Genomic DNA, 24,198 nt, shown 5'->3' with positions numbered 1-24,198 from the left:
CCTCACTTCAACTGGCTGTCTTTCGACCCGCGCCGGTTTATCCCGCCGCGCATCTGCGCCTGCCCGTCCCGGTCGCGCACGCAATCAATGCAAAGTTTCACCCCCGGCAGAGCAATACGTCGTGCTTCGGGGATAGGCTCTTCGCATTCCGCGCAATGGGTCAGGCTCTCACCCACCGGCGCGCGGCGGGCTTTCAGCCGTGCCAATTCGTCCGATATGGATGCTTCGATCTGTTCGCTTACCGCGCCATCACGCGCCCATCCGCCTGCCATGTCACGCCCTCCTGTTGCTATGCTCATCATTGATATGGCGCCCGCGGGCCGCATTTCACGGACCTGCGCCCGACATCTATGCCAAGCCCTCGCTGCCCTCATCAGAGTGTAACAAATGGGGGGGCCTGCGCGAATATACAAGGTTCACAGGCCGAGCCGATGCGCCGGAGGATAATTGCGCGAAACGCGACCGTACCGCCTGCCCGACATAAAAAAACACCCCCATAAGGGGGTGCAGTTGCTAGGCATTGGACTGTGCGTCAAGCAGCACGCAGGGTCGTATCTCCTTCATTTTGACGATTGATCAGGACGGACAGGGTAACGGCACTTTGAATGAGCCGTTGGCGAAGCTCTTGGCGCTGCCCGGCAGGGCGCAGCGGCACGTTGGTGCGCAGGTACACGGTCTGCGGCATGGCGCGCGGATGGTGCGTATAGGTCACCTCGACCACCGCCTCCACCCTGCCAAAGTCGCGGTCATGGTGGACACTGTGGAAACGCGCGCTGCAAATGTTTAGAACAGCGGGAAATTCATCGGAAGGATGACAGACGGTAACGGGTTCATAGCTGCGCCTACGGCGGATAATGTCACCTGCATTGAGGGACGCGATGGGGCCGGATGTTTCTGGCGCGATGGAGCGGCTTTGCATGTCTAATCCTCTTTCTACTCGCCTGTTCGTTAGTCTTCCCTTTCTGTGGGCTGTTGCGTTCCCTCGGGAGGTTCCGCTGTTGCCCAACCTGTATACATGTTGTCCGATCCAATTGCGGCAAGAATGGGGCAACAACTTGCCGACAATGGGGCAATCGTATAATTCGACAATCTTTTTTCACACGATCTATGCGAATGGAGCGCTTAACCCGCCTTTTCGACCTCTAGGAGCCAGGTCTCCTGAAGGCGGTTCTCGATTGCCTCAGGGAAGTGATCCCGCACTAGGGCAATGGCGTCGCCTGCCGGAAGCCCGGCCCCCATCAGCAACCAAGCTGCAATAAGTCCGCTACGGCCCGCCCCGTATTGGCACGACAGGGCCACCGTCTCCCCCGCATCCAACGCCTGCTCAAAACCGGCCCGACGTTCCGGCCATTGCGTCAGAAAAGCGTCGCCGGGCACATTGAAATCTTGGATCGCCGCGAAAGAAAGCCTCAGGCCAAGGGGTTGAGAAACTTTGGAAATCAAAGGAAACGCCCCCTCGGGAAGCTCTGCTTCCTCAGTCAGGATGAGCAATTGACGCGCGCCGGTCGCGCGCAACCCTTCCAAGGTTTCGGCCATTTGATGCGGATCAAGATAGGCAGAGCCATCGACATGGGTCAGCAGCCCCGGAAAGCCAGTCATCGCCAGATGCCCCCCACGCGGGGTCGGGATGACGGCGCGTATCGAGGTCGCTTCGGGATCGAAAAAAGGCAGAACGACAGACATGACAGCATCCATAAAATTTGAGTAAGCGCAGCGACACCTGTATACATGTTAGTCAGGCAAGATGTGAACAGACCGAAGGATGCCGGGCAATGCTCAACCAAGTCAAATCCAGCACTGCGATTGCTGACACGCTCCGGGCGGATATCTGCCTGAATCGCGACATTGCGGATGGTATGTTGCACGAGATGGCCTTGGCGCAGCGGTTTGGCGTCTCCCGCACGCCCATCCGACAAGCGCTGCAACGGTTGGCCTATGAGCGGATGATCGCCGTTAAATCCGGTGTAGGCTCTGTCGTGACGCCCTTGGAGGAGTCGATGCGCGCTGACGATATCTGCGCAGCAGCGGCGATTATTGAGGCCGCAGCCAAATGCGCGCCCTCTAGCCCTGCGCCGCCCACGCAATTCATGTCGCTGGCCGGGCTTTTGGGGATGATGGACATCAGCCAGCTGGACCAAGCCGAGGCGTTTTTCGAGATACGCGCCCAGCTTTTGAATGCCTTATCCGAGATGATCGAGAACCCGATCCTCAGTGATGCTTTTCGCGCGGCCTATTGGCGTCTGATCAGGTGGTCCCTGCGGGATTTCGAGACCCAGCCACAGGCCCAGATTGCGCATCTGCGTGAAGTGTTGCAAACCGCGGCCCGCGCGATGAAGAGCGGCACCCTTGCCGCCTGCTTTGAACAGATTGCCGAAATTGAAAGCAGGGTTGCCGAACCGAGCCAGACGTAAAAAAGCCCCGCTCCTGGGAGCGGGGCCATCTATGTTAAGTTAGCCTAGAATTAGCTGGCCGCCATCATGCCTTTTTCCTTCGCCAAGTCGCGCATGCGCTTCTGCAACTTTTCAAAAGCACGCACTTCGATTTGGCGAATACGTTCGCGGCTGACATCATATTGCGACGACAGGTCTTCCAAAGTGACCGTTTCATCCGACAGGCGGCGTTGGGTCAGAATGTCCTTTTCACGGTCGTTCAACACGTCCAAGGCTTCGGCCAACATCTCACGCCGGGTTTCCAACTCGTCACGTTCGGCATAGTCGCCCGCTTGGTCGGCGTCTTCGTCCTCCAACCAATCTTGCCACTGCATCGTGCCTTCGCCTTCGGACCCGACGGTGGCGTTGAGCGAGGCATCCCCGCCCGACATCCGCCGGTTCATCGAAACGACTTCAGCTTCGGTCACGCCCAGTTGGGTCGCAATCTCTGTCACATTCTCGGGGCGCAGATCGCCTTCTTCCAGGGCACCGATCTTGTTCTTTGCCTTACGCAGGTTGAAAAACAGCTTTTTCTGACCCGAGGTTGTGCCAAGTTTCACCAGCGACCACGACCGCAGGATATACTCCTGAATTGACGCGCGGATCCACCACATCGCGTAGGTCGCAAGGCGGAAGCCCTTCTCCGGATCGAAACGTTTGACCGCCTGCATCAGGCCGACATTCGCCTCCGAGATCACCTCGGACTGCGGCAGCCCATAGCCCCGGTAGCCCATCGCGATTTTCGCGGCAAGACGCAGGTGCGACGTGACCATGCGGTGCGCGGCTTCGGTATCTTGTTCCTCGACCCAACGTTTGGCCAGCATGTATTCTTCCTCAGGCTCCAGCAGTGGGAACTTGCGGATCTCTTGCATATAGCGGTTCAGCCCGCCTTCTGGTGTCGGTGCGGGCAGATTTGCATAATTTGCCATGTCTTGTCCCTTTCCCCAGTTTGATCGGGGCCTATGTTATTTCGCTTAACATGCAATATGGGCGGCCCCCTTCGTGCTTTCAAGACAGAAGCCTTCACGCTTTTGTTCATGGTTGCACAGCTTCTGTGAACAAAACGTAACCAATCCTAGGGCGGTTCCCTGAGGTGGCGGGGTCACGCCGACGGGGTTGCTGGCCCTTCACGAAGCAATTGCAACAGCGCTGCCATATCCGATGGCAAAGGCGCTTCGAAACGCAGGCTTTCGCCCGTCACTGGATGCTCAAACCCCAAAACAGCGGCGTGCAGCGCTTGGCGGGGGAAGGCGCGGATGGCGTCGGCGGTGGCCTCGGGCAAGGCCGCTTTGGCCAGCTTGCGCCGCCCGCCATAGGTCGCATCCCCCACCAAACCGTGGCCTGCGTGAGACATATGCACGCGGATCTGGTGCGTGCGCCCCGTTTCCAGCCAGCATTCCAGCAGCGCCAGAACGGGTGGCGTGCCGAAACGCTCAACCGTGCGGGCGCGGGTTACGGCGTGGCGGCCGCCTTGGAACAGCACCGCCTGCCGCTGGCGGTCGGTCTTGTGCCGCGCCAACTGGGTGGTCATGCGCAGGATATTCCCCGCCTCAAAGGACGCGCCTTTGACGCCGCGCAGACGCGGGTCGTTGGCATCCGGCACACCGTAGACAAGCGTTTGGTAGTACCGCTCAACCGTATGTTTTTCGAACTGCGCCGCCAGCCCGTGATGCGCGGCGTCGGATTTGGCGACAACCAGCAACCCCGTGGTGTCCTTATCAATTCGGTGCACGATGCCGGGCCGCTTCATCCCGCCCACGCCCGAGAGATCATCGCCGCAGTGTGCTAACAATGCGTTAACCAGCGTGCCGGAAGGCGACCCCGGAGCGGGATGCACCACCATGCCCGCTGGTTTGTCAATCACGATCAGATCGTCATCTTCGAACACCACCGACAGGGGTATGTCTTCGGGCAGGATGTGGCTTTCCGCCGCCTCTTCGACCGTGATCTGCACCGCCTGCCCTTCGGCCACTTTGGCGCGGGGGTCTTGGACTTTGACACCGTCCAGCGTTACGGCCCCGTCGGCGATCAAACGGCCCAATCGCGTGCGCGACAGGTTCGCTTCCTCTGGCACATCGCGGGCCAGCGCCTTATCAAGACGGGCGGGCGGGCTATCGCCCAGAATGAAATCAATGCGGCGGTGAGACATGGACACGGACAACCCTGATGAACCGGCGAACCTGCGGTTTCTGCGGCGGATGGTGACGGTCTTGACCGTCGTGATGATTGGCGGGGTTCTAGTGCTGATCTTCGTGCTTGTCACCCGTCTGAGCGATCAAGGCCCGACCATGCCGCGCAGTATTTCCCTGCCCGATGGCAGCAGCGCCCAAGCATTTACGCAAGGACGCGGCTGGTATGCGGTGGTGACGGACGCAGATGAAATCCTGATCTTTGACCAGTTGACCGGCGAATTGCGCCAGACGATCCCGATCGAATAATCAGCCGCGGATCGTTTTGGCGAAGGTCGAATAGATCGGCTCGTTGGAGCAGATAATCTCGCCGTGCTGCAGGATATTGCGCTCGGGACGGATCGCCTCGACAAGGCCACCGGCCTCTTTCACGATCAACATGCCTGCGGCCACGTCCCACGGCTTCAAACGGCGCTCCCAGAAACCATCGTAGCGGCCCGAAGCGACGTAAGCCAGATCAAGCGAAGCCGCACCCCAGCGGCGCACACCGGCGCAAACGGGCAGAAGACGGCCCAGATCTTTCAGCGTTTCGGGCAGGTCGGCGCGACCGCCGAAAGGCAGACCCGTGGCAAAGATCGACTCGATCATCCGGTGGCGGCCCGACACCCGCAGACGGCCTTCGTTCATCCAAGCGCCGGTGCCCTTCTCGGCAAAGAACATCTCATCCTTGGCGGGGTCGAAAACCACCCCGGCAACGATTTCGCCCTTATGCTCCAACGCGATGGAGACTGCCCAATGCGGCAGACCGTGCAAGAAGTTGGTCGTGCCATCCAGCGGGTCGACAATCCAACGGCGCGTGGGGTCTTGGCCCTCTTCCTCGCCGCCCTCTTCGGCCAGCCAGCCGTAGGTCGGGCGCGCGCCCATCAGGTCGTCTTTGATGATCTTCTCGGCGCCAATGTCGGCTTTGGTTACGAAATCGCCCGCGCCTTTGACCGAGACCTGAAGGTTCTCGACCTCGCGGAAATCCTTGACCAATGCACGCCCCGCTTTGCGTGCCGCTTTGATCATGATGTTAAGATTCGCACTGCCGATCATTGTTCGCGCCCTTTGATGGATAAGGCGGGACGTATAGGGCGCAAGAGCGCAATTGCCAAGGGGGCAGAAACCTAGGCCGCTGGGGCATTCTTACGCAGCGTGCGGGTTGTTTTAAAAGCACAAGGTGACACCTTGGACCCAAAGCAATCAGCCCGAAGGAAATCCCATGTCCGACCAGATGCAAAAAATCGTCCTCGCCAGCCGCCCTGACGGCGCGCCCACGCCTGAGAACTTCCGTCTAGAGAGCGCGGATATGCCCCAGCCGGGCGACGGGGAAATCTTGGTCGAAGTGCACTACATGTCGCTTGATCCCTATATGCGGGGCCGCATGGATGATGCGAAATCCTACGCGCAGCCCGTGCCTATTGGCGGGCTCATGGAGGGCGGCAGCGTCGGCAAGGTGATCGCCTCCAAAGATCCGAGCTTTAACGTTGGCGATTTTGCCTTTGGTGCCTTTGGATGGGCGACCCACGGCGTTGCCCCGGCCAAGCAGTGCCAAAAGGTCGACGCCGAAGCCGTGCCGATCACCGCCTCGCTTGGTGTGCTGGGGATGCCCGGATTGACCGGTTGGTACGGGCTGAACGAAATCGGCCAGCCGAAAGAGGGTGAGACGCTTGTCGTCGCGGCCGCCACGGGGCCTGTCGGGTCGATCGTGGGGCAGTTGGCCAAGGCCAAAGGGCTGCGCACCGTCGGCATCGCGGGCGGGGCTAAGAAATGCGAGATCGCCACGCGCGACTTCGGCTTTGACGTCTGTCTTGACCACCGCGCCTATGACGACGCCAAATCCCTGCGCGCCGCGTTGAAAGAGGCCGCGCCGGATGGCATTGATATCTATTACGAAAACGTCGGCGGCAAAGTGCTGGATGCGGTACTGCCGCTGATGAACCCGCATGGCCGTATCCCGCTTTGCGGCATGATCGCGTGGTATAACGCAGGCGGGCTTGGTGCCGACGCGGAGGGCGCTGGCCTCACCGCGCCGCGGCTGTGGCGAACAATTTTGGTGAATTTCCTCACCGTGCGCGGCTTCATCATCTCGAACCACTGGAACCGCATGCCGGAGTTCCACCGCGAGGTGGCCCCGATGGTCGCGGCTGGACGTGTAAAAGTGAAAGAGGACATCACCGAGGGGCTGGAGAATGCGCCGCAGGCGTTCATCGACATGCTGAATGGCGGCAACACTGGCAAGGCAATCGTTAAGGTGAAGTAAGCCTTGCGCCTACCTTTGGCCCGGAATCAAGCCGCAGGCGCCGGGCCATCGCCTGCCCGTCCCCCGGGTAGGCGATTTGATGAGGCAAGGCGCTGCCCCTCAGCAACCCTCAGGCCCGCTGCAACTTCCGCGCCTCTTGCCCGGCCAGTTTCAACAACTCATCCATAAACGGTTTGCCCAGATCATCCTTGCGCACCGCCGCATACAGCCGCCGCGTTATGCCCTGTGCCGTCAAAGGCCGCGTGACGTAATCCGACGAATATTTCACCTCGCGCACCACCCAATCGGGCAGGACCGACACCCCGCGATTGGACGCCACCAATAGCAAGATCACCGCCGTTAGCTCGACCTGCCGGATCGCTGCAGGCTCGACCTTGGCGGGGATCAACAACTGGCTGAACACATCCAGTCGCGTCCGTTCCACCGGGTAGGTAATGAGCGTCTCACCACGAAAATCAGCCGCCTCCACAAAGGGTCTCTCGGCCAGAGGGTGGCTTTGCGACGCCACGAAAACCGGATTGTAATCAAAGAGTTCGACAAACTCGACCCCCGGCAGTTCTTCGGGATCCGATGACACCACCAGATCAACCTCTTCGCGCAGCAGAGCGGGCAGCGCGTCAAATGCCAGACCGGGGCGGATATCGACATCAACATCCTGCCAATGCCGCCGGAACTGCTCCAACACCGGGAAAAGCCACTCGAAACAGGCGTGGCATTCAATGGCAATATGCATCCGCCCCGTGCTGCCTGCCCGCAGCCCCGAGAATTCATCTTGCAAGGCTTCGACCTGTGGCAAGACCTGCTGCGCCAGTTTCAACAACCTCTGCCCGGCGGGCGACAGCTTCAACGGTTTTGAGCGCCGGACAAACAACTCAACCCCCGCCTGATCCTCCAAGCCCTTCACCTGATGACTTAACGCCGATTGCGTGATATTCATCTGATCCGCCGCGCGGGCCAGCCCGCCCGCCTCGTGAATGGCCTTGATTGTGCGCAGGTGACGGAACTCAATGTGCATGTGAGGCATTACTCATGTTCAAGATGAATGTTATGAGTTTGTCTCACAAGGCTAGATATGAGACAAGACGTGAAACCGCCAAAAGGATCTCTCAATGACCACGCCTGCCGTTTCCTTCGAAGTCTTCCCGCCCCGCACCGTCGGCGCGGCGTTCAAACTGTGGGATGCAGCTCAGGCGCTGGCCCCACTGGCGCCGCGTTTCTTCTCGGTCACCTATGGCGCGGGTGGCACGACCCGGGATCTGACCCATGATTCGGCACATGTGCTGCACCGTACCTCCGGTCTGCCTGTCGCCGGGCACCTGACATGCGTGGGGGCCAGCCGCGCGGAAACCATGGAAGTCGCCGATAAATTCGCCGAAGCGGGCATCAAAGACATCGTCGCCCTGCGCGGCGATCCGCAGGCGGGCACCGACAAATTCGCGCCCCACCCCGAAGGTTTTGCCGATAGCTGCGAGTTAATCGAGGCGCTGGCGAAAACCGGCAAATTCACCATCCGAGTGGGCGCCTACCCCGACCCGCACCCCGAAGCGGCCGACCAGCAGGCCAATATCGATTGGCTGAAACGCAAGTTCGACGCGGGCGCGGATGAGGCCTTGACCCAGTTTTTCTTTGAAGCCGATACCTTTCTGCGCTTCCGCGACGCCTGCGTCAAAGCAGGCATCGACAAACCGATCACGCCGGGCATCCTGCCAGTGGTGAATTGGACCTCAGCCCGCAAATTCGCCGTCAAATGTGGCACGCCCATCCCGGAATGGGTCGACCAAGCCTATGAAGCGGCGATCCGCGATGACCGTCATGACCTGCTGGCCCAAGCCATGTGCACCGAACTGTGCAGCGAATTGATCGACGAGGGCGTGGACGCACTGCATTTCTACACGCTCAACCGCGCCGAACTGACCCGCGATGTTTGCCGCGCCATCGGTGTGACACCGCAGGTTGATCTGTCGGACGTCGCGTAAACTTGGCACCTCGGGCGCAGGGGCTTGCCCCTGCCCCCTTCGGGCGTATCCTCCGGCGAAATTCATCTGCCGGAGAAGACCATGCCCCGCATCGCCCAAAGCCCTGCTGACCTTTTGTCCCAATCCGAGGCCCTGAAACTGTCGGGGCTGGAGTTCATGCAGGCCATCCTCGACGGCACCAACCCCGGCCCGCCCATCGGCCAAACCATGGGCTATGCGCTGCATTCGGTCGAAGAGGGCCGCATCATCTTTCGCGGCGCGCCGAGCTTCGCCATGACCAACCCGATGGGCACGGTGCATGGCGGCTGGTATGGCACGCTGCTCGATTCGGCGATGGCCTGCGCGGTGATGACGAAAGTGCCGCGCGGCTCGGTCTATACCACTTTGGAATACAAGATTAATATCCTGCGGGGCCTGCCCTTGGGGATGGAGATCGACTGCATCGGCGTGACCGATCACGTAGGCCGCTCCACCGGTGTGGCGCATGGTGAAATACGCGGGGTCGAGGATGGCAAACTCTATGCCACCGGCTCAACCACCTGCATCGTGATGAAGTTGGGCTAACGCCATCCATGAAAAAACCCCGGCGTGGACGACGCCACGCCGGGGTCAAAACTCTTTCGGCAAAGAGTTAACCGTTCAGATCAGTCCCAGAAACCTTCGTCAACGCTGGGCAGCGCTTCCAGTTCTTCTTCGCTCAGGCGGGTGACATAGGCATAGGTTTGGTCGTCGACCGCCACGAGGTTCACGTCGGGCGTGGAAATCATGACATGTTTGTCACCAATATCGAGGAAACCACCGACTTCGGCCACGATACCGACCATTTGGCCGTTTTTGGACAGAACGATGTCTTCGATCTCACCGATCTCGTTCCAGTCGGTGCCGATTTCGGAATATGCCGTGTTGGGGCTCCATTCGTCGCCGGCTTCGTTGATGGTGAAGATCTCTCCACCGGTGATATCCCGCGAGCGGATCAGATCGCCGCGCATCTCGTTCATCGCCACACTGTCGAGGTTGGAATGGTCGACCATATGGGCCTCTGCGAAAGCGGCGGTGCCTGCGATTGTCAGGGCAAGGGTGCTGGCTGTGAGCGTTTTCATGTCTCTCTCCTCTTTCGTTAATTGCTGTGGTCACAACGAAAGCTGCGAATTAACGTTCCAGAAAAAGCTAAAATTAACTATGGATTAGGGCGGAAACGCTGGTGCGGCACCGCGCGGCCAGCCCTCGCGGACAGGTGCCAGCCTCGCTGGAAAGAGTGACCGATGTACTAAAGGGGGGGGATGGTACCACCTCCTGGTCTCGAACCAGGGACCTCTTGATCCACAATCAAGCGCTCTAACCAACTGAGCTAAGGCGGCACTGGGGCGGATTTAGCGCCCGTGGCAGAGGAATGCAAGACCTCAGGGACAGAAGAATGGTCGGTTTTGGGCAGAATTTTCGCGTCATCCCGAGCGTCACCTTTTCCGGGGGAAACTTCGGCGGCTGGCCATTGGTTCTTGCGCCCCTGCCCTTAAACCTCGCCTTCTTCAGTCCTTTCGGCTCAGAGGTGTGCCAGAAAACGGCATTGTAGCCCACCACGCGCCGCATAGAAGGTCAGCGTTTCCCGCAGGCATCCGCACCTTGCCGAATCTTGGTCCCCAAAGCCCCGCAACACCGCAAGATCCCTTGCCTTTTCTGCCACGCCGCGCTAGCGATAAGCCCCACCAAACCGGAGGCTCCCATGGGCATCGACACCGAACGCGATATCGAAGCAAACCTGCAAATCGGCCCGACCGACAAAGGCATGGTCCGCCTTTTTGTCGAAGGGGACGGCGTTGAAATTCCGATGGATTTCACGCCCGAGGAAGCCCGCGAAATCGCCGAAGAAATCATGGCCGCAGCGAACCGCGCGGGCAAAAAGGGGCGTTAAGCCCCTTTGAGGGAGCGGTAGCCTGCAGGGCATTGCGTTCTTCCAGCGCTCTGCCAAGGCACCCCTTCGAAGCACAACCTCCGCCCGGCCCCACAATCAAGACCAGTTCGGCACCATATCTGGATCGCGCAGCCGATGCAGGCGCCGGGCGGCATGGGTCGCGAATTTTTGCACCATCACCTTGCGCCGGGCGGGCGCAAGCTTGGTCTCATCGCTCATCCGAACGATCTCTGCCCCATAGGCGTCACCGATGATAAGGCCGCTTTCCTCCGGCAGCAGCTCGACCGGAAAATCACTGTCGACGGCCCAAAAGAACCGGTCCGCCCATTCCAAATAGCCCTCCCATTTTGCATCACCCATGAAATCGGCGCGGCAGGATTTACATTCGACGATCCAAATCTCCCCCTTGGGGCCAAGTGCAATCACGTCCACCCGCAGGCCGCGCGTTGGCACCAGTTCCTCAACAGAGGCGAAACCCAGATCGGCCAAATGCCGCATCACCCCCCGCGCCAGAAGCTGACCGGGTTGGAACTGTCGTATCTCGTTTTCCATCATAGCGACAAATATGAACATTTGGTGAACATTCGCAAGAGCCCAAACCGGAAAGTTTGGTATTTCCCGCACAACCCCCTATCTTCAAACAAGCAAAGCGAGGGGGGCCCATGGCACAACGCGAACCGATGAGTGAGACACAGGCGCGCGGGGTGCGCTATGCCCGTGAATTGGAGGGCCATTTGACATGGCTCGACACATTCTCAGGCACGGCGCTTGGTGTCCTCGCCGTGGCCTCGGGCATCTACACCTACCTTGGCGTTTCCTCACTGCTTGATGACAACGGCGCCATGTCGGCCTTTGCCGCGATCGCCTATTCCGTGGCGGTTTCGGTCGGTATCTTCGTCTTTTGGTCCTATCTCCTGCGGCTCTTCCCTGCCGTGCGCACGACACGGGCGCGGATGGGGCTTTTGGGGGCGATGGGTCTCGGCTCCGTGGCGATCATCGCGATGTCGAGTTGGCTGAACGCCGCGGCGCTGGCCGGGTCGGCGGCGGTCGAACAGCATCTGGCCGAAACGGTGCAAGACTACCAAGGCGCGCTAGAACGCACCCATGAAATTGCCCTTTCCGCACAAGGGCTTGAGCGTGACGTGGCGCGGGTTAGACAGAGTTTCGAGGACCTGAGCGAACAAGAGGCCGCGGGCAGCCTTTCGGGCCTTGCCGGGCGCGGCGCGGTGTTCCGTGTCCTGCGGCAGAAATCGGCGGAATTGGCAGGGCTAGAGGCGCAGATCGCCACGCAGACCCCGCTGGTGAATGACGCCTTTGCAGAGGGCAACCAAATCCTCAGCCGGATGCGCGCGCTGACGGTAGAGCCCGGCCCGGTCCAAGCACGCTCGGTCGAGTTTTCCGAACAGGCCGTGCGCCTTGCCGGTCTGATCACCCGTTTGCGGCAACTTTCGGTCGCACCACTGGTTGAACGCGCGGCGCAGGATTTGGCGGCCTCCGTCGTGCTGCCGGAACTGGACGGCAGCAACGAAGAACAGCGCGGGGCGCAGGGCGCAACGATCACCTCGGTGCTCGAAGTGCTGGCGCAGCGCGCAGCGACATTGGAACGCGCGGCGCAGGATGTGCAGGCCATGCCGCCCGCCGCCGACACGACCTATACCCCGATTTCCAGCGCCGATGCGGTGATCCTCTATGCGCGCAACTTCGTACCCTCTTGGGCCGGTGCGATTGCGATTGACCTGTTGCCCGCCGTGCTGGTGATGATCCTCGCCATTACCCAAGGCGCGATCCGCTCTGGCCGCGAGGGGGCCGCGGTCGAAGACACGCTGACCCTTGCCGAGCTGCGCGCAGCACTGGCCGCCGTGCGCGATGTCGATGTGGCGATGCAAGAAAGCCCCGCCCACAAACGCCCCACCGCCGAAGCCGCCCCTTTGCCCAATGAGAGCGTGCGTGAAGACGCTCCCGGCCACGTCACGCCGATAAAAAGCACATGAGCGAGGAGACTTCGGAAGAAATGGAAGGCACCCGCCGCCCGCCCATCGTCGGGCGGGTGCTGATCGGCGTGCTGATCTTTCAACTGGGCCTCGCGGTGCTGCTGTTCTGGGGCGATTTAGGCGAAGGACTGCGCCTGCCCGGCTTTGGCCCGCGCGCACCGGAACTGACCGAGCCCATCCGCCCCGGCGACCAGACCCGCCGCTTTCGCCCCGATCGCGCGCCAAATCCCGGCCAGCCGATGCCCGATACCGCCCTGCCCGACCGGCTGATCCTGACGCCCGTCTCTGGCGGTCGCGCGGCATTGTTAGAAGGCACCATCGAAGCAGGCGATGCAGAGCGGATCGCCAAGCAATTGGCGGAGCTTACCCCCGCGCCCGAGGAAATCTATCTCAACTCCCCCGGCGGGTCGGTCCGCGATGCGCTGGAACTGGGCCGCTACCTGCGCCGCGAAGGGTTTGACACCGCGCTGCGTGAGGGCGACATCTGCTATTCCGCCTGCCCCTACCTGCTGGCCGCAGGCGAGGCACGCACTGTCCCCGACAGCGCCTCGGTCGGGGTGCATCAGCACTACTTTGGCGAAAGCACGATCCTGCCCGCCTTTGTCGCCGTTGAGGATATCCAACGCGGCCAAGGAGAGGTGATGCGCTATCTGGATGACATGGGGGTAGACCCGCTGGTGATGCAGCATGCGCTGGTCACCCCGCCCGATGAAATCTACGTGCTGCTGCCGGAAGAGTTACGCCGCTATGGCTTTATCCCTTCTGAGGACTGAGCGGAGCGCAGAAGTTTTGCAAATCCACCTTCGCCCCCTTGCCGCAGCCCCCCATGGACCCTACATCGGGGGTCGACGGGTTCTGCCCTGTTCGTGAACGTTACATTCCAGTGGCCTTAAGCAAATCCGAGGGAGCTGGCTCTGTCCGAGCCCTGGTTCGGTTACCTGGCGCCCACCTGTACATACAGGTCCTCGGGAATATAAAACAGCAGCGGCAGGCGCGGTTCCCGTCACTTTTCCCAAGATAATGATGTGGTTGATGGCCCCTCGGGGCCACTTTCCCTTGCGTTTAAAACGCTTCGGGACGGGCCTCGCGTGCCATGTGGTCGAGCACGGCGTTCACAAAGCTCGGCTCGCGCCCTTCGGGGAAGAACGCATGCGCCACGTCGACATATTCCTTGATCACCACGCGCGGCGGCGTCTCATCATGGCGGAACTCGGCACCGGCGGCGCGGAACAGTGCACGCAGGGTCGGGTCGATCCGGGCGATGGCCCATTTGGCGACGATGGCACGGTTGGCCATCTGGTCGATCGGTGCCTGATAGTTCACCGCATCTTCAAGCACGCGAGAGAAGTGATCGACATCCCCCTCATGCATTTCGTCGCCCTCATAGACGGCGCCGAAACGGTGGTCGATGAACTCGTGACGCACGACATCGACCGTCTGCGCGGAATGTTCCATCTGGAACAGCGCCTGCACGGCATAGAGCCGCGAGGCCGACTTCATCTTACGTTTCTGATTGCCCGAAAGCGCGTTGCTGGTCATGCGAGGTTTGATCCATCCGTGTCGCCGGCCATCAAAGTGTCCTGCCCGAATGGCTTGAACCCGATGCCCTTGCTCTGGCGGCCCCATTTACGAGCGAGCGCGATAAGATGCAAGGCCGCAGCCGCCGCCCCGCCACCTTTGTTTTGCCCCTCAGGGTCGGCGCGGACCTCGGCTTGTTTCTTGTTCTCGACGGTCAGGATGCCATTGCCGATGCAAAGCCCTTGCAGACCAAGCAGTTGCAAGGCGCGGCTGCTGTCGTTGCAGACGGTTTCATAATGCGTCGTCTCACCCCGGATCACGCAGCCAAGCGCGACATAGCCGTCGAAATTACTGCCCCGGTCGGAAATGCCGATAGCGGTGGGAATCTCCAGCGCGCCGGGCATCTCTATCACTTCATAGGTAGCACCGGCGGCCTCAAGCTCGGCCTTGGCGCCGGTCAACATGCCGTTCGCGATGTCCGAGTAATAGGGCGAGACAACGATCAGCAGCTTCACCGGCTCATCAAATTCCGGGCGCGGCAGGATGGTGTGTTCTTCGGCGGAAGCCATGGCGATTACTCCGTGGTGATGGGCCGGGTGCCCACGATTTCCAGCGCATAGGCATCAAGGCCCAGATAGCGCGTGTCGGGATTGTCGGTCAGCAGGACCAACTCATGCAGGCCCATCGACGACAGGATCTGCGCGCCCAGCCCGGTGCGTTTGATGGTGCGCGGGCGCTCATCGTCTTCTGCATCCAGCCGCAGACGCGGGTAAGGGTCGCGGAACAGCACCACGGCCCCCCGCCCTTCATCGGCGATGATCTGCATCGCGCGGGGCAATTCATCCGCCGGGCTGGGGCCAAGGCCCAGAATGTCTTCCAGCGCGTTGATCGCATGGGTCCGGATCAGCACCGGCTCGGGGGTTGAGATATCGCCCTTGGTCAGCACCACATGGTCAGTGCCCGTGATTTCGTCAGAGAAGACCCGCATCTGCCAGTCTCCACCATAAGCCGAGGTCACGGTGCGGCTGTCACGTTCCACCAGCAGGTTGTCGTGTTTGTGGCGGTAGGTGATCAGATCGCTGATCGTGCCGATCTTAAGCTTATGCTCGGCGGCGAATTCCACCAAATCCGGCAGACGCGCCATTTCGCCATCATCTTTCATGATCTCGCAGATCACGCCCGAAGGGTGCAGCCCCGCAAGTCGCGAAATATCGACTGCCGCTTCGGTATGCCCTGCCCGCACCAGCACGCCACCATCGCGGGCGCGCAGTGGGAAGACATGGCCGGGGGTCGCGATATCCGCCGAGCCTGCTTGCTCAGAGATCGCCACCGCCACGGTCAGCGCACGGTCTGCCGCAGAAATGCCCGTGCTCACGCCTTCGCGTGCTTCGATGCTGACGGTAAAGGCCGTTTCATGCCGAGACGAATTGTTCACCGCCATCATCGGCAGGCCCAGATGATCAACCCGCGCCGAGGTCATCGGCAGGCAAATCAACCCGCGCCCATGGGTCGCCATGAAATTGATCGCCGCGGCATCGGCAAACTGCGCCGGGATCACCAGATCGCCTTCGTTCTCGCGGTCCTCATGGTCCACCAGAATGAACATGCGACCTTGGCGCGCGTCTTCGATGATGTCTTCGATCGGCGAAATCGCGTCGCTCAGCCCTGTCTCGACCGGTCCGGGTTTGTCAAATTGCATCGGCTGCTTCCATCTATCTGTTGCCCGGCTCTTAGCCTGACCTGCGCCGCTTGGCCAGAGCGTGCCCCGAAGGGCGCCGCGTCACATCTCGTTCAGCCGCGCGACGTAGCGCGCCAGCGTGTCGATTTCGAGGTTGACCAGATCGCCAACCTTGGCGTCACCCCAAGTGGTCACCTCTTTGGTATGCGGAATGAAGTTAATGCCAAAATCGCAGCCTTCGACGTCATTCACCGTCAGCGAGGTGCCGTTCAGCGCCACGGAACCCTTGGGCGCGATGAACCGCGCCAAATCCTTCGGCGCGCGCAGCGTCACGCGGGTGCTGTCGCCCTCATCTTTCATCTCGGTAATCTCGGCCACGCCATCGACATGGCCCGAGACGATATGCCCGCCCAGCTCATCGCCCACCTTCAACGCGCGTTCAAGGTTCACGCGCCGCCCTTCGGCCCAATGCTGGCCTAGGTTGGTCTTGGCCACCGTCTCGGCGCTGATCTGTACCTCGTACCAATCATCGCCCAGCCCCACGACCGTCAGGCAGACCCCGTCGCTGGCGATTGACGCGCCCATGTCGATGCTGCTGGTGTCATAGCCGGTCTGAATGCGCGCGCGCAGGTCGCCTTCCTGTTCCAGCTTGGTCACGCTGCCAACGTCTGTGATAATGCCGGTGAACATGGATAGGCTCCTTTGCTGTTTGGCGCAGTGGTAAACCCGCGCACCGCCACAGGCAAGAGCGGGTGACGCCACATTGTCGCCCCTATTATATGGTGGTTAAGGGTAAAACACGCCGATTTAGGACCCGTATGACCGTGACCGCTGCCCCCGCCCGCACCTTCCTGTTCCTGCAAGGCCCGCATGGGCCTTTCTTCAACAGTCTGGGCAAGATGCTGCGCCGGGCGGGCGCTGAGGTCTGGCGCGTAGGGTTCAACGCGGGCGACCGGGCCTTTTGGTTTCATCCGTCGACCTACATCCCCTATCGCGGCACGGTTGAGGACTGGCCGAGCGTTTTCGCCACTCTGTTAGAGCAAAAACAGGTCACCGACATCGTGCTTTATGGTGACACACGGCCCATCCACGCCGAAGCGGTGGCCGAGGCCAAGCGCCGCGGCATCACCGTGCATGTTTTCGAGGAAGGCTATATGCGGCCCTATTGGGTCACCTATGAGCGCGGCGGCTCAAACGGCAACTCGCGCCTGATGGAGATGACCATTCCGCAGATGCAGGCAGCGCTGGCGCGGTCGGACATGGAAGCCCCGCTGCCCCCCGGCCACTGGGGCGACATGCGGCACCACATCTTTTACGGCGCGCTTTACCATTGGTTCGTGATGTTCCGAAACGGCGACTACCGCAATTTCAAACCCCACCGCAGCCTGCCGGTGACCAAGGAATTCCGCCTCTACCTCAAGCGCCTGCTGCTGATGCCGGTGCTGGCCGCCGACCGTTTGCTGGCGACGCTAAAAATCCGGCTGGGCGGCTTTCCCTATCATCTGGCGCTGCTGCAACTTGAGCATGATTCCTCTTTCCAAAAGCATTCACCCTTCGACACGATGGCCGATTTCCTAGAGTTGGTGATCGAAGGCTTTGCCAAGGGCGCGCCGCAGCACCACCACCTTGTCATCAAGGCGCATCCGTTGGAGGATGGCCGCGTCCCCGTGCGGCGCGATGTCAAACGGCTGGCACGCGCCTTCGGCGTTTCAGACCGGGTGCATTTTGTCCGCGGCGGCAAGCTGGCACAGCTTTTGAACGACACGCGCAGTGCTGTGACAGTGAACTCCACCGCCGGGCAACAGGTGCTTTGGCGCGGCATCCCCCTCAAGGTCTTTGGCCGGGCGGTCTATTCCCAGCCAGAATTCGTGTCGGACCAGCCTTTGCCGGATTTCTTTGCCACGGCCAGCCGCCCCGACAACCGCGCCTATAAGGACTACCGCCGCTATCTCCTTGAAACTTCTCAGGTTCCGGGCGGGTTCTATGCCGCGCGGGGGCGGCGGCAATTGCTGCGCCAAGTGGTCGATATGATGCTCGCGCCCGACGATCCATATGACGCGCTGGAACAGGGCACCGCGGCCCCTCGGCAACAGTTGCGGGTCGTCACCTGAGTTAACCCATTCCGGCCTGTAGATTTTTTCGTTAGGCTGCGCTAAGTTGCAAAGTAATACGCCAAAACAATTGGCGATTTCGAGGCAGATATTTCAGGTCGAGGAGACCGGGCAGTGAAATCCGTATCTTTCCGGTGGGCGCGTCCCGTCGCAGCACTGGCGGCAGTGGCCGTCATCTCATCTTGTGGTTTGCCGCAGGTCGGGCCGAACAAGCGCCAAATCTATGCAGGCTCCGTTCAGCGCGAGGGCGATGCCTTTGTCGTCAGCGTGAACGACCGCGTCACCCGTGCCACCGCCGTGGCCCCCGCGCTTGGCTTTTCCGAAAGCTTTAAAAACGCAGGCCGGGTCGGCTCTGACACGATCCAACCGGGCGACATCCTTGGCATCACCGTTTACGAAAACGTCGACGATCCGCTACTGGGTGTCGAAGGTGCCCCTGCCACCCTGCTGGAAGAAGTGCAGGTCGATGGCGCGGGTTTTATCTTTATTCCCTACGCGGGCCGCATCCGCGCCGCGGGCAACACGCCCGAGGCCATCCGCCGCATCATCACCCAAAAATTGGGCGAACAGACCCCCGACCCGCAGGTCGAAGTGCGCCGCGCGGCAGGCGATGGCTCAACCGTGTCGCTGATTGGCTCCATCGGCGCGCAGGGCGTCTATCCCATCGAACGCCCCACCCGCACGCTGGCCGCCATGCTGGCCCGCGCAGGCGGTGTGACCATCATTCCCGAAATCGCTCAGGTCACCGTGATCCGTGGCGGGCAGCGGGGCAAAATCTGGTTCCAAGACCTCTATGATCACCCCGAACTCGATATCGCGCTACGCCCCGGCGACCGTATCTTGGTCGAAGAGGATACACGTTCATTCACCGCACTTGGCGCCACAGGCGGTCAGGCCCGCGTGCCGTTTGAATCGCAAAACCTGTCACTGCTCGAAGGCATCGCACAGGTCGGCGGGCTGAGCCCGATCTCGGCTGACCCAACCGGCGTCTTCGTCTTCCGCAACGAGCCGGAAGCAGTTGCCGAACAGGTGTTGGGCCGCAGTGATCTGACCGGCGCGCAGCGTATGGTCTATGTGACCGATCTGACCAAGCCCAACGGCATGTTCATGGCCCGTGACTTCGTTATCCGCGACGGTGACACGATCTATGTGACCGAAGCCCCCTTCACCCAGTGGAGCAAGGTGATTTCGGCCATCACAGGCACGGCAAGTTCGGCCGACAGCATCTCATCGCTCACCAGCGGCTGATCCACGCCGGTGGCCTTTGAAGCTGACCCATACCAATACTCTGCCGCCGGTCCCGAAAGGAGCCGGCGGCTTTTCGTATATAACGGCGGGTTTCTGACGCAGCGGCGGGTGCGGCGCATTTTGCAGCTGTCGGGCCATTCCTTGCGTCTTGGCCTGCCCGGCCCCGATGATGCCGTGGCGGTCTGGGGCAACTCCCCCACCGCGCATCGCGGGCTGGCGGTGGCGGCAAAGCGCGGCGTGCCGGTGATCCGTGTGGAGGACGCATGGCTGCGCTCCCTCCACCCCGGCCGCGCCGGAGAGCCGCCCTTGGGGCTGCTGATCGACAGCCGGGGCGCCCATTTCGACCCCGCCCAACCTTCTGACCTTGAAGAACTTCTTGCCCATCATCCGCTGGACAACACCGCCCTACTGGACCGCGCGCGGGGCGGCATGGCGCAGTTGGCCGAGGCGCATCTGACCAAATACGCGGGCTTTGACCTCGGCACCCCTGCCCCTGAACCGGGCTATGTGCTGGTGATCGACCAGACCCGCGGCGACGCTTCGGTCACCGCTTCGGGGGCGGATCGCGCACGGTTTCTGGAAATGCTCGTCTTCGCGCAAGAAGAACACCCCGGCGCGCGGGTCATCATCAAGACTCACCCAGAGACCGCGCAGGGATATCGTCCCGGCCATTTCGGCCCCGAGGATACCAACGACCGGATCACCCTGCAGACCGATCCCATCAGCCCTTGGGCGTTGTTCGAAGGCGCTGTCGGCGTCTATACCGTTTCCTCGCAAATGGGGTTCGAGGCGATCTTTGCCGGGCACAGGCCGCGCGTCTTTGGCCAGCCTTTCTACGCGGGCTGGGGGCTGACGGAGGATGAATTTCCCGTCCAACGCCGCCAGCGCCGCCTTAGCCGCGCGCAGCTCTTTGCGGCGGCGATGATCCTCTATCCCACGTGGTACGACCCCTACCGCGACCGGCTCGGCAGTTTCGAGACCGCTCTTGCCGCGCTCACAGCACATGCCCGCGCGTGGCGGGAAGATCACCCCGGTTGGGACGCATGGGGCATGCGCCTGTGGAAACGCCGCCCGCTGCAGCAATTCTTTGGCGCGTCAACGCCGCTTCGCTTTCGCAAAGGCGCGGCAGAGACGCCGCAGCCGCCCCGTCGCGCCATGGTCTGGGCCAACCAGGCAGAGACCGCGCCCCAAGGCGCATTGAGGGTGGAGGATGGCTTTCTCCGCTCCCGCGGGCTGGGGGCCGAACTGGTCCCGCCCCTGTCGCTGGTCTGCGATGATCTGGGCATCTACTACGACCCCCAAGGGCCAAGCCGTCTGGAAAAATGGATCGAAATACGCGCCGAATTGCGCCCCGATCAACTGGCCCGCGCCCGCGCGTTGATCGACAGGCTCACCGGCGCGGGGCTGAGTAAATACAACCTTGGCGGCGCCGCGCCCGATCTGCCAGCGGGACGCCGCATCCTTGTGCCCGGTCAGGTGGAAGATGACGCTTCGATCCTCACTGGCACAGACACCGTGCGCAGCAACGCGGCCCTGCTGGCCGCCGCCCGCGCCGCCAACCCGGATGCCGTGATCCTCTACAAACCCCACCCCGATGTCGAAGCGGGCCTGCGCAAAGGCGCGACCGAGGCGGGCGACGCCGATCTGATCCTGCACCACGCCGACCCGATGGCGCTTTTGGATCAGGTCGATGCGGTTTGGACCATGACCTCGCTCTTGGGGTTCGAAGCCCTGCTGCGCCGCGTCCCGGTCGTGACCATGGGCGCGCCTTTTTACGCAGGCTGGGGGCTGACCGAAGACCGGAGCGATGTGCCGCCCCGCCGCCGGGCGCAACCGACGTTGGAAGGGCTGGTCCATGCTGCCCTCATCGACTACCCGCGCTACCGCGATCCGCTAAGCGGCCTGCCCTGCCCCGTCGAAGTGGTGGTCGAACGGCTGGCTTCCGGCAGCCTGCCCCGCGCCGGGCTGGGCAACCGGCTGCTGTCGAAACTTCAAGGGGTCTTTGCCAGCCAGAGCCACCTCTGGCGGCGGTAGCGTTTAGTCGGCCGCGTTCCGACGCCAAACGTGCAGCAAGTCCGGCCCGATCTGCTGGCTCGATTGCAGGGCAAAGCGCGGCGCCTCGGCCAGCCGCGAAAGACCGAGCGCTCCGATCCCCGGCAGACCTTCGGCGCCGATCACCAGCCCAGCGGTAAAGCCCACCAGCCGATCGACCAAATCCGCCTCAATCAAGGACGCGGCCAAGGCGCTGCCGCCCTCGCAGAAGATACGGGTGAGCCCATGGCCCGCCAGTTGCCGCAACACATCACTGGGGTTCAATTGCGCCCCCCGCGCGGCGCAGGGCAGCATCGTGGCCCCCAGATCGGACCACGCTTTGACCAAGGCCGGATCGGCATCCGCCCCATGGCAGAGGATCAACGGCACCTCTGCCGCCGTCCGCGCCAACTGCCCCATCAGCGGCAGGTCAAGCCTGCGCGAGACGACGACGCGGGCCGGTTGCTGGGCGACGCCAAGGCCGCGCACCGTGAGGCTCGGATCATCTTTGCGCGCCGTGCCTGCCCCCACCATCACCGCGTCGTGCCGCGCGCGCATGGCATGGGTCAACCGCCGCGCCGGGGCGTCGGTGATCCACTGGCTCTCGCCCGTACCGGTGGCGATGCGCCCGTCAAAGGAATTGGCCAGCTTCAGCGTGAGCATCGGACGGCCCAAATCGGTACGGCAGAAGAAACCCGCGTTATCCGCGCGGGCCGCGTCTTCGTGCAGCCCGACTGAGACCTCGATCCCCGCCGCGCGCAACATCGCGATGCCGCGTCCGTTCACCCGCGCGTCGTCATCTTGCGTCGCGATCACCACCCGGGCCACGCCCGCGTCGATCAGCGCCTGCGCGCAGGGCGGTGTCTTACCGTGGTGGGAACAGGGCTCAAGCGTGACATAGACCGTCGCCCCGCGCGCCGCAGCGCCCGCCTGCGCCAGCGCCTGCGGCTCGGCGTGGGGCCGCCCGCCGGGCTGGGTCCAACCGCGCCCGACGATCCGGGTGCCTTGGGTGATCACACAGCCCACCGCCGGGTTGGGCCAGACATTGCCCTGCCCGCGCCGCCCCAAGGACAGCGCCAGCGCCATGAACCGCACGTCGCTCACCCCATCGCCGGTCACTCTTCCGGCAGGGCGTCGGGCCGCAGTTCTTGGACGAATTTATCGAAATCATCCGCGGCTTGGAAGTTCTTGTAAACAGAGGCGAAACGCACATAGGCAACGGTGTCGATCCGGGCCAGCGCCTCCATCACGATCTCGCCGATGTGTTTCGAGCTGATGTCGGTCTCGCCCATGCTTTCCAACCGCCGCACGATGCCAGAGATCATCTGATCGATACGCTCGGGATCGATGGGGCGCTTTTGCATGGAGATGCGGATCGAGCGTTCCAGCTTGTCGCGGTCAAAGTCTTCGCGTTTGCCAGAGGTTTTGATCACCACAAGATCGCGCAGTTGCACCCGTTCATAAGTGGTAAAGCGACCCCCGCAGGCCGGGCAAAACCGTCTGCGCCGGATCGAGACGTGATCCTCGGCCGGGCGGCTGTCTTTCACTTGGGTGTCGATATTTCCGCAAAACGGGCAGCGCATGGGCCGTCCCCCTCTTCATCCTGCCTCACTTGTGGGGCGCGCGGCCCTCTTGTCAAAACTTATAGGGGAGCCGCGAGGTTTTGGGTAGAGAAGATTTCCACAGCTAGATGTTGCGTTCAAAAATGTGTCATGGACCCAACGCCATGCCCCTGCGTTGGTCAGCCAAGGACATAAACGGAGCATGCTATGACCAAGACACTTTTCCTCACCGGTGCCTCCAGCGGGATCGGCGCGGCCACCGCGCGAGCCGCAGCCATGGCGGGCTGGAACATCGGCCTGTTCGCCCGCAGCGAAGAGAAACTGAACGCCCTCGCCGATGAGATTGGCGATCAGGCGCTGGTGCTCGTGGGCGACGCCACCGATTACGACGCGCAGAAACAGGCGCTCGACAAGCTCGCCGATCACTTTGGCGGGGTCGATGCAGCATTCGCAAATGCCGGACGTGGCACCAGCCCGGCGGGCACCGAAAAGGGCGATCCGCAGGATTGGAAGGCGATGGTAGACCTCAATATCATGGGCGCGCTCTATACCGCTCACGCCGCCATGCCGCATCTGCGGAAAACGACCGGGCAATATGTCGTCACCGGCTCTGCCGCAGGACGGCGCCATATCCAAGGCTCGATTTATAGCGCCACCAAATGGTTCATCCACGGCTTCGCGGGCAATCTGGCGGATGAGATGGCCGAATGGGGTGGCCGCTGCATGGTGGTGTCCCCCGGCATGGTCGATACGGCCTTTTTCGATGAGGCCAAACCCGACAAGCTGCAACCTGAGGACGTGGCAAATGCCGTCATGCATGCGCTCGACGCGCCTGCGCGGGCGGCGGTGCGTGAAATCCATCTGATGCCGACGGGCTAAGCCCGGTCCGGTCCGGCGTCAGTCGGGCCGGAAATGCGCCGCGATTTGGCGGTGATGGGGGGCGTTGCGGTGCTCGAACAGATAGATGCCCTGCCATGTCCCCAGCATCATCCGCCCCCGCCCCACGGGGATGCTGAGGCTGACGGGCAGAACCGAGGCTTTGATATGCGCAGGCATGTCATCCGGCCCTTCCAACAGATGCGTGAGATAGCCCATTTGCGGCGCATCCGCAGGCGGCACCAGCCGCGCGAAATAGGCCAAGAGGTCGCGCTGCACGTCTGAATCGGCGTTCTCTTGGATCAACAGCGAGGCAGAGGTGTGCCGCACAAGGAGCGTCAGCAGCCCCTCCCCCTGCCCGGCAAGCCAGCGGGCCACATCATCGGTGAATTCGTAGAGCGCCTGCCCGCGCGTTTCGACGGTAAATACAGTCTGCAT

General features: G+C 62.0%; 28 protein-coding genes, 1 tRNA gene and 1 other RNA gene. 13 read left to right on the top strand and 17 right to left on the bottom strand.

From position 1 onward, the window contains the following. Positions 1-2 precede the first annotated feature (2 nt). The 3 genes from K3762_RS06935 to K3762_RS06925 all read right to left on the bottom strand — a co-directional run bounded on the left by K3762_RS06935 (position 3) and on the right by K3762_RS06925 (position 1,683). The gene (locus K3762_RS06935; RefSeq protein ID WP_120350693.1) at positions 3-272 is read right to left on the bottom strand and encodes a DksA/TraR family C4-type zinc finger protein; all 270 of its coding nucleotides are present in this window, start codon (positions 270-272) and stop codon (positions 3-5) included. 260 nt (positions 273-532) lie between these two features. Beyond that, a complete protein-coding gene (locus K3762_RS06930; protein WP_120350692.1) occupies positions 533-919 on the bottom strand; it encodes a hypothetical protein in 387 nt (128 codons plus the stop codon). A gap of 203 nt (positions 920-1,122) precedes the next feature. Beyond that, the gene (locus K3762_RS06925) at positions 1,123-1,683 is read right to left on the bottom strand and encodes a dual specificity protein phosphatase family protein (RefSeq protein ID WP_165935600.1); all 561 of its coding nucleotides are present in this window, start codon (positions 1,681-1,683) and stop codon (positions 1,123-1,125) included. An 89-nt stretch (positions 1,684-1,772) separates the two neighbouring features. Between K3762_RS06925 and K3762_RS06920 the strand changes: the two genes are divergently transcribed. Further along, entirely contained in the window at positions 1,773-2,411 is a 639-nt protein-coding gene (locus K3762_RS06920; protein ID WP_132446104.1) for a GntR family transcriptional regulator, read from the top strand. A 50-nt stretch (positions 2,412-2,461) separates the two neighbouring features. Here the strand turns inward: K3762_RS06920 and rpoH are convergent, their stop codons facing one another. Together rpoH and K3762_RS06910 are read right to left on the bottom strand one after the other, a co-directional pair. Further along, complete coding sequence (gene rpoH, locus K3762_RS06915; protein WP_067624486.1) at positions 2,462-3,358, bottom strand: RNA polymerase sigma factor RpoH; 897 nt, start codon at positions 3,356-3,358, stop codon at positions 2,462-2,464. A gap of 173 nt (positions 3,359-3,531) precedes the next feature. Further along, complete coding sequence (locus K3762_RS06910; RefSeq protein WP_132446180.1) at positions 3,532-4,578, bottom strand: RluA family pseudouridine synthase; 1,047 nt, start codon at positions 4,576-4,578, stop codon at positions 3,532-3,534. Here K3762_RS06910 and K3762_RS06905 point away from each other — a divergent pair. Beyond that, the gene (locus K3762_RS06905) at positions 4,577-4,867 is read left to right on the top strand and encodes a DUF6476 family protein (protein ID WP_120350688.1); all 291 of its coding nucleotides are present in this window, start codon (positions 4,577-4,579) and stop codon (positions 4,865-4,867) included. The two genes, K3762_RS06910 and K3762_RS06905, sit on opposite strands and share 2 nt — an antisense overlap. Here the strand turns inward: K3762_RS06905 and K3762_RS06900 are convergent, their stop codons facing one another. Continuing rightward, positions 4,868-5,653, bottom strand: coding sequence for an inositol monophosphatase family protein (locus K3762_RS06900; protein WP_120350687.1), 786 nt, complete (start codon positions 5,651-5,653; stop codon positions 4,868-4,870). 166 nt (positions 5,654-5,819) lie between these two features. Between K3762_RS06900 and K3762_RS06895 the strand changes: the two genes are divergently transcribed. Beyond that, positions 5,820-6,860: an NADP-dependent oxidoreductase gene (locus tag K3762_RS06895; protein WP_132446106.1), complete on the top strand. Its 1,041-nt coding sequence runs from the start codon at positions 5,820-5,822 to the stop codon at positions 6,858-6,860. Between the two features lie 109 nt (positions 6,861-6,969). On the opposite strand, the gene K3762_RS06890 is transcribed toward K3762_RS06895, so the two are convergent. Further along, positions 6,970-7,875: a LysR family transcriptional regulator gene (locus K3762_RS06890; RefSeq protein ID WP_067624470.1), complete on the bottom strand. Its 906-nt coding sequence runs from the start codon at positions 7,873-7,875 to the stop codon at positions 6,970-6,972. Between the two features lie 94 nt (positions 7,876-7,969). Here K3762_RS06890 and metF point away from each other — a divergent pair, with 94 nt between their 5' ends. Further along, a complete protein-coding gene (metF, locus tag K3762_RS06885) occupies positions 7,970-8,836 on the top strand; it encodes a methylenetetrahydrofolate reductase [NAD(P)H] (protein ID WP_120350684.1) in 867 nt (288 codons plus the stop codon). An 81-nt stretch (positions 8,837-8,917) separates the two neighbouring features. Further along, the gene (locus K3762_RS06880) at positions 8,918-9,400 is read left to right on the top strand and encodes a PaaI family thioesterase (RefSeq protein ID WP_120350683.1); all 483 of its coding nucleotides are present in this window, start codon (positions 8,918-8,920) and stop codon (positions 9,398-9,400) included. Between the two features lie 80 nt (positions 9,401-9,480). Here K3762_RS06880 and K3762_RS06875 read toward each other — a convergent pair whose 3' ends face one another. Together K3762_RS06875 and K3762_RS06870 are read right to left on the bottom strand one after the other, a co-directional pair. Next, on the bottom strand, positions 9,481-9,936 hold the full coding sequence (locus K3762_RS06875; RefSeq protein WP_132446108.1) for a PRC-barrel domain-containing protein: 456 nt from the start codon (positions 9,934-9,936) through the stop codon (positions 9,481-9,483). 181 nt (positions 9,937-10,117) lie between these two features. Beyond that, positions 10,118-10,194 (bottom strand) — tRNA-His (locus tag K3762_RS06870). 362 nt (positions 10,195-10,556) lie between these two features. Here K3762_RS06870 and K3762_RS06865 point away from each other — a divergent pair. Continuing rightward, positions 10,557-10,745: a DUF6324 family protein gene (locus K3762_RS06865; protein ID WP_067624462.1), complete on the top strand. Its 189-nt coding sequence runs from the start codon at positions 10,557-10,559 to the stop codon at positions 10,743-10,745. Positions 10,746-10,841: 96 nt separating this feature from the next. On the opposite strand, the gene K3762_RS06860 is transcribed toward K3762_RS06865, so the two are convergent. Further along, the gene (locus K3762_RS06860) at positions 10,842-11,318 is read right to left on the bottom strand and encodes an MmcB family DNA repair protein (RefSeq protein WP_260012541.1); all 477 of its coding nucleotides are present in this window, start codon (positions 11,316-11,318) and stop codon (positions 10,842-10,844) included. An 89-nt stretch (positions 11,319-11,407) separates the two neighbouring features. On the opposite strand from K3762_RS06860, the gene K3762_RS06855 reads away from it, so the two are divergent. From K3762_RS06855 to ssrS, 3 genes are all read left to right on the top strand, one after another. Beyond that, entirely contained in the window at positions 11,408-12,736 is a 1,329-nt protein-coding gene (locus K3762_RS06855; protein ID WP_120350679.1) for a hypothetical protein, read from the top strand. Further along, positions 12,733-13,509, top strand: coding sequence for a hypothetical protein (locus K3762_RS06850; protein ID WP_206054327.1), 777 nt, complete (start codon positions 12,733-12,735; stop codon positions 13,507-13,509). The genes K3762_RS06855 and K3762_RS06850 overlap by 4 nt, the downstream gene beginning before the upstream one ends. A 76-nt stretch (positions 13,510-13,585) precedes the next feature. Continuing rightward, positions 13,586-13,740: non-coding RNA, 6S RNA (gene ssrS, locus K3762_RS06845), on the top strand. Positions 13,741-13,798: 58 nt separating this feature from the next. On the opposite strand, the gene nusB is transcribed toward ssrS, so the two are convergent. From nusB to K3762_RS06825, 4 genes are all read right to left on the bottom strand, one after another. After that, on the bottom strand, positions 13,799-14,275 hold the full coding sequence (gene nusB / locus K3762_RS06840; protein WP_260012540.1) for a transcription antitermination factor NusB: 477 nt from the start codon (positions 14,273-14,275) through the stop codon (positions 13,799-13,801). Next, positions 14,272-14,823, bottom strand: coding sequence for a 6,7-dimethyl-8-ribityllumazine synthase (locus K3762_RS06835; RefSeq protein WP_243265002.1), 552 nt, complete (start codon positions 14,821-14,823; stop codon positions 14,272-14,274). Before K3762_RS06835 ends, nusB begins: the two co-directional genes overlap by 4 nt. A gap of 5 nt (positions 14,824-14,828) precedes the next feature. Beyond that, the gene (ribB, locus tag K3762_RS06830; protein ID WP_132446112.1) at positions 14,829-15,953 is read right to left on the bottom strand and encodes a 3,4-dihydroxy-2-butanone-4-phosphate synthase; all 1,125 of its coding nucleotides are present in this window, start codon (positions 15,951-15,953) and stop codon (positions 14,829-14,831) included. 81 nt (positions 15,954-16,034) lie between these two features. Then, positions 16,035-16,622: a riboflavin synthase gene (locus K3762_RS06825; RefSeq protein WP_120350675.1), complete on the bottom strand. Its 588-nt coding sequence runs from the start codon at positions 16,620-16,622 to the stop codon at positions 16,035-16,037. Between the two features lie 128 nt (positions 16,623-16,750). On the opposite strand from K3762_RS06825, the gene K3762_RS06820 reads away from it, so the two are divergent. The 3 genes from K3762_RS06820 (at position 16,751) to K3762_RS06810 (ending at position 21,325) form a co-directional block, all read left to right on the top strand. Beyond that, entirely contained in the window at positions 16,751-18,043 is a 1,293-nt protein-coding gene (locus K3762_RS06820; RefSeq protein ID WP_260012537.1) for a capsule biosynthesis protein, read from the top strand. A gap of 114 nt (positions 18,044-18,157) precedes the next feature. Then, positions 18,158-19,291 carry a polysaccharide biosynthesis/export family protein gene (locus tag K3762_RS06815; protein ID WP_205570909.1) on the top strand — a complete coding sequence of 378 codons (1,134 nt, stop codon included), beginning with the start codon at positions 18,158-18,160 and terminating at the stop codon, positions 19,289-19,291. A gap of 9 nt (positions 19,292-19,300) precedes the next feature. Next, complete coding sequence (locus K3762_RS06810) at positions 19,301-21,325, top strand: capsular polysaccharide biosynthesis protein (protein ID WP_260012536.1); 2,025 nt, start codon at positions 19,301-19,303, stop codon at positions 21,323-21,325. 3 nt (positions 21,326-21,328) lie between these two features. Here K3762_RS06810 and ribD read toward each other — a convergent pair whose 3' ends face one another. Together ribD and nrdR are read right to left on the bottom strand one after the other, a co-directional pair. Further along, positions 21,329-22,408: a bifunctional diaminohydroxyphosphoribosylaminopyrimidine deaminase/5-amino-6-(5-phosphoribosylamino)uracil reductase RibD gene (gene ribD, locus K3762_RS06805; RefSeq protein WP_260012799.1), complete on the bottom strand. Its 1,080-nt coding sequence runs from the start codon at positions 22,406-22,408 to the stop codon at positions 21,329-21,331. A 29-nt stretch (positions 22,409-22,437) separates the two neighbouring features. Then, entirely contained in the window at positions 22,438-22,905 is a 468-nt protein-coding gene (gene nrdR, locus K3762_RS06800; protein WP_067264800.1) for a transcriptional regulator NrdR, read from the bottom strand. A gap of 186 nt (positions 22,906-23,091) precedes the next feature. Between nrdR and K3762_RS06795 the strand changes: the two genes are divergently transcribed. After that, entirely contained in the window at positions 23,092-23,763 is a 672-nt protein-coding gene (locus K3762_RS06795; RefSeq protein ID WP_260012534.1) for an SDR family oxidoreductase, read from the top strand. Between the two features lie 18 nt (positions 23,764-23,781). Here K3762_RS06795 and K3762_RS06790 read toward each other — a convergent pair whose 3' ends face one another. Beyond that, entirely contained in the window at positions 23,782-24,198 is a 417-nt protein-coding gene (locus tag K3762_RS06790) for a secondary thiamine-phosphate synthase enzyme YjbQ (protein WP_132446120.1), read from the bottom strand.

Origin of the sequence: Sulfitobacter sp. W074, from assembly GCF_025142275.1 — a bacterium.
GTDB classification, from domain to species: domain Bacteria; phylum Pseudomonadota; class Alphaproteobacteria; order Rhodobacterales; family Rhodobacteraceae; genus Sulfitobacter; species Sulfitobacter profundi.
This window is presented reverse-complemented; position numbering and strand designations above follow the sequence as displayed.

Excerpts from the sequence above, each read along its gene's own strand:
- K3762_RS06935 (WP_120350693.1), bottom strand. The coding sequence starts at position 272 with ATGGCAGGCGGATGGGCGCGTGATGGCGCGGTAAGCGAACAGATCGAA.
- K3762_RS06930 (WP_120350692.1), bottom strand. The coding sequence starts at position 919 with ATGCAAAGCCGCTCCATCGCGCCAGAAACATCCGGCCCCATCGCGTCC.
- K3762_RS06925 (WP_165935600.1), bottom strand. The coding sequence starts at position 1,683 with ATGTCTGTCGTTCTGCCTTTTTTCGATCCCGAAGCGACCTCGATACGC.
- K3762_RS06920 (WP_132446104.1), top strand. The coding sequence starts at position 1,773 with ATGCTCAACCAAGTCAAATCCAGCACTGCGATTGCTGACACGCTCCGG.
- rpoH (WP_067624486.1), bottom strand. The coding sequence starts at position 3,358 with ATGGCAAATTATGCAAATCTGCCCGCACCGACACCAGAAGGCGGGCTG.
- K3762_RS06905 (WP_120350688.1), top strand. The coding sequence starts at position 4,577 with ATGGACACGGACAACCCTGATGAACCGGCGAACCTGCGGTTTCTGCGG.
- K3762_RS06910 (WP_132446180.1), bottom strand. The coding sequence starts at position 4,578 with ATGTCTCACCGCCGCATTGATTTCATTCTGGGCGATAGCCCGCCCGCC.
- K3762_RS06900 (WP_120350687.1), bottom strand. The coding sequence starts at position 5,653 with ATGATCGGCAGTGCGAATCTTAACATCATGATCAAAGCGGCACGCAAA.
- K3762_RS06895 (WP_132446106.1), top strand. The coding sequence starts at position 5,820 with ATGTCCGACCAGATGCAAAAAATCGTCCTCGCCAGCCGCCCTGACGGC.
- K3762_RS06890 (WP_067624470.1), bottom strand. The coding sequence starts at position 7,875 with ATGCACATTGAGTTCCGTCACCTGCGCACAATCAAGGCCATTCACGAG.
- metF (WP_120350684.1), top strand. The coding sequence starts at position 7,970 with ATGACCACGCCTGCCGTTTCCTTCGAAGTCTTCCCGCCCCGCACCGTC.
- K3762_RS06880 (WP_120350683.1), top strand. The coding sequence starts at position 8,918 with ATGCCCCGCATCGCCCAAAGCCCTGCTGACCTTTTGTCCCAATCCGAG.
- K3762_RS06875 (WP_132446108.1), bottom strand. The coding sequence starts at position 9,936 with ATGAAAACGCTCACAGCCAGCACCCTTGCCCTGACAATCGCAGGCACC.
- K3762_RS06865 (WP_067624462.1), top strand. The coding sequence starts at position 10,557 with ATGGGCATCGACACCGAACGCGATATCGAAGCAAACCTGCAAATCGGC.
- K3762_RS06860 (WP_260012541.1), bottom strand. The coding sequence starts at position 11,318 with ATGTTCATATTTGTCGCTATGATGGAAAACGAGATACGACAGTTCCAA.
- K3762_RS06855 (WP_120350679.1), top strand. The coding sequence starts at position 11,408 with ATGGCACAACGCGAACCGATGAGTGAGACACAGGCGCGCGGGGTGCGC.
- K3762_RS06850 (WP_206054327.1), top strand. The coding sequence starts at position 12,733 with ATGAGCGAGGAGACTTCGGAAGAAATGGAAGGCACCCGCCGCCCGCCC.
- nusB (WP_260012540.1), bottom strand. The coding sequence starts at position 14,275 with ATGACCAGCAACGCGCTTTCGGGCAATCAGAAACGTAAGATGAAGTCG.
- K3762_RS06835 (WP_243265002.1), bottom strand. The coding sequence starts at position 14,823 with ATGGCTTCCGCCGAAGAACACACCATCCTGCCGCGCCCGGAATTTGAT.
- ribB (WP_132446112.1), bottom strand. The coding sequence starts at position 15,953 with ATGCAATTTGACAAACCCGGACCGGTCGAGACAGGGCTGAGCGACGCG.
- K3762_RS06825 (WP_120350675.1), bottom strand. The coding sequence starts at position 16,622 with ATGTTCACCGGCATTATCACAGACGTTGGCAGCGTGACCAAGCTGGAA.
- K3762_RS06820 (WP_260012537.1), top strand. The coding sequence starts at position 16,751 with ATGACCGTGACCGCTGCCCCCGCCCGCACCTTCCTGTTCCTGCAAGGC.
- ribD (WP_260012799.1), bottom strand. The coding sequence starts at position 22,408 with ATGGCGCTGGCGCTGTCCTTGGGGCGGCGCGGGCAGGGCAATGTCTGG.
- nrdR (WP_067264800.1), bottom strand. The coding sequence starts at position 22,905 with ATGCGCTGCCCGTTTTGCGGAAATATCGACACCCAAGTGAAAGACAGC.
- K3762_RS06795 (WP_260012534.1), top strand. The coding sequence starts at position 23,092 with ATGACCAAGACACTTTTCCTCACCGGTGCCTCCAGCGGGATCGGCGCG.
- K3762_RS06790 (WP_132446120.1), bottom strand. The coding sequence starts at position 24,198 with ATGCAGACTGTATTTACCGTCGAAACGCGCGGGCAGGCGCTCTACGAA.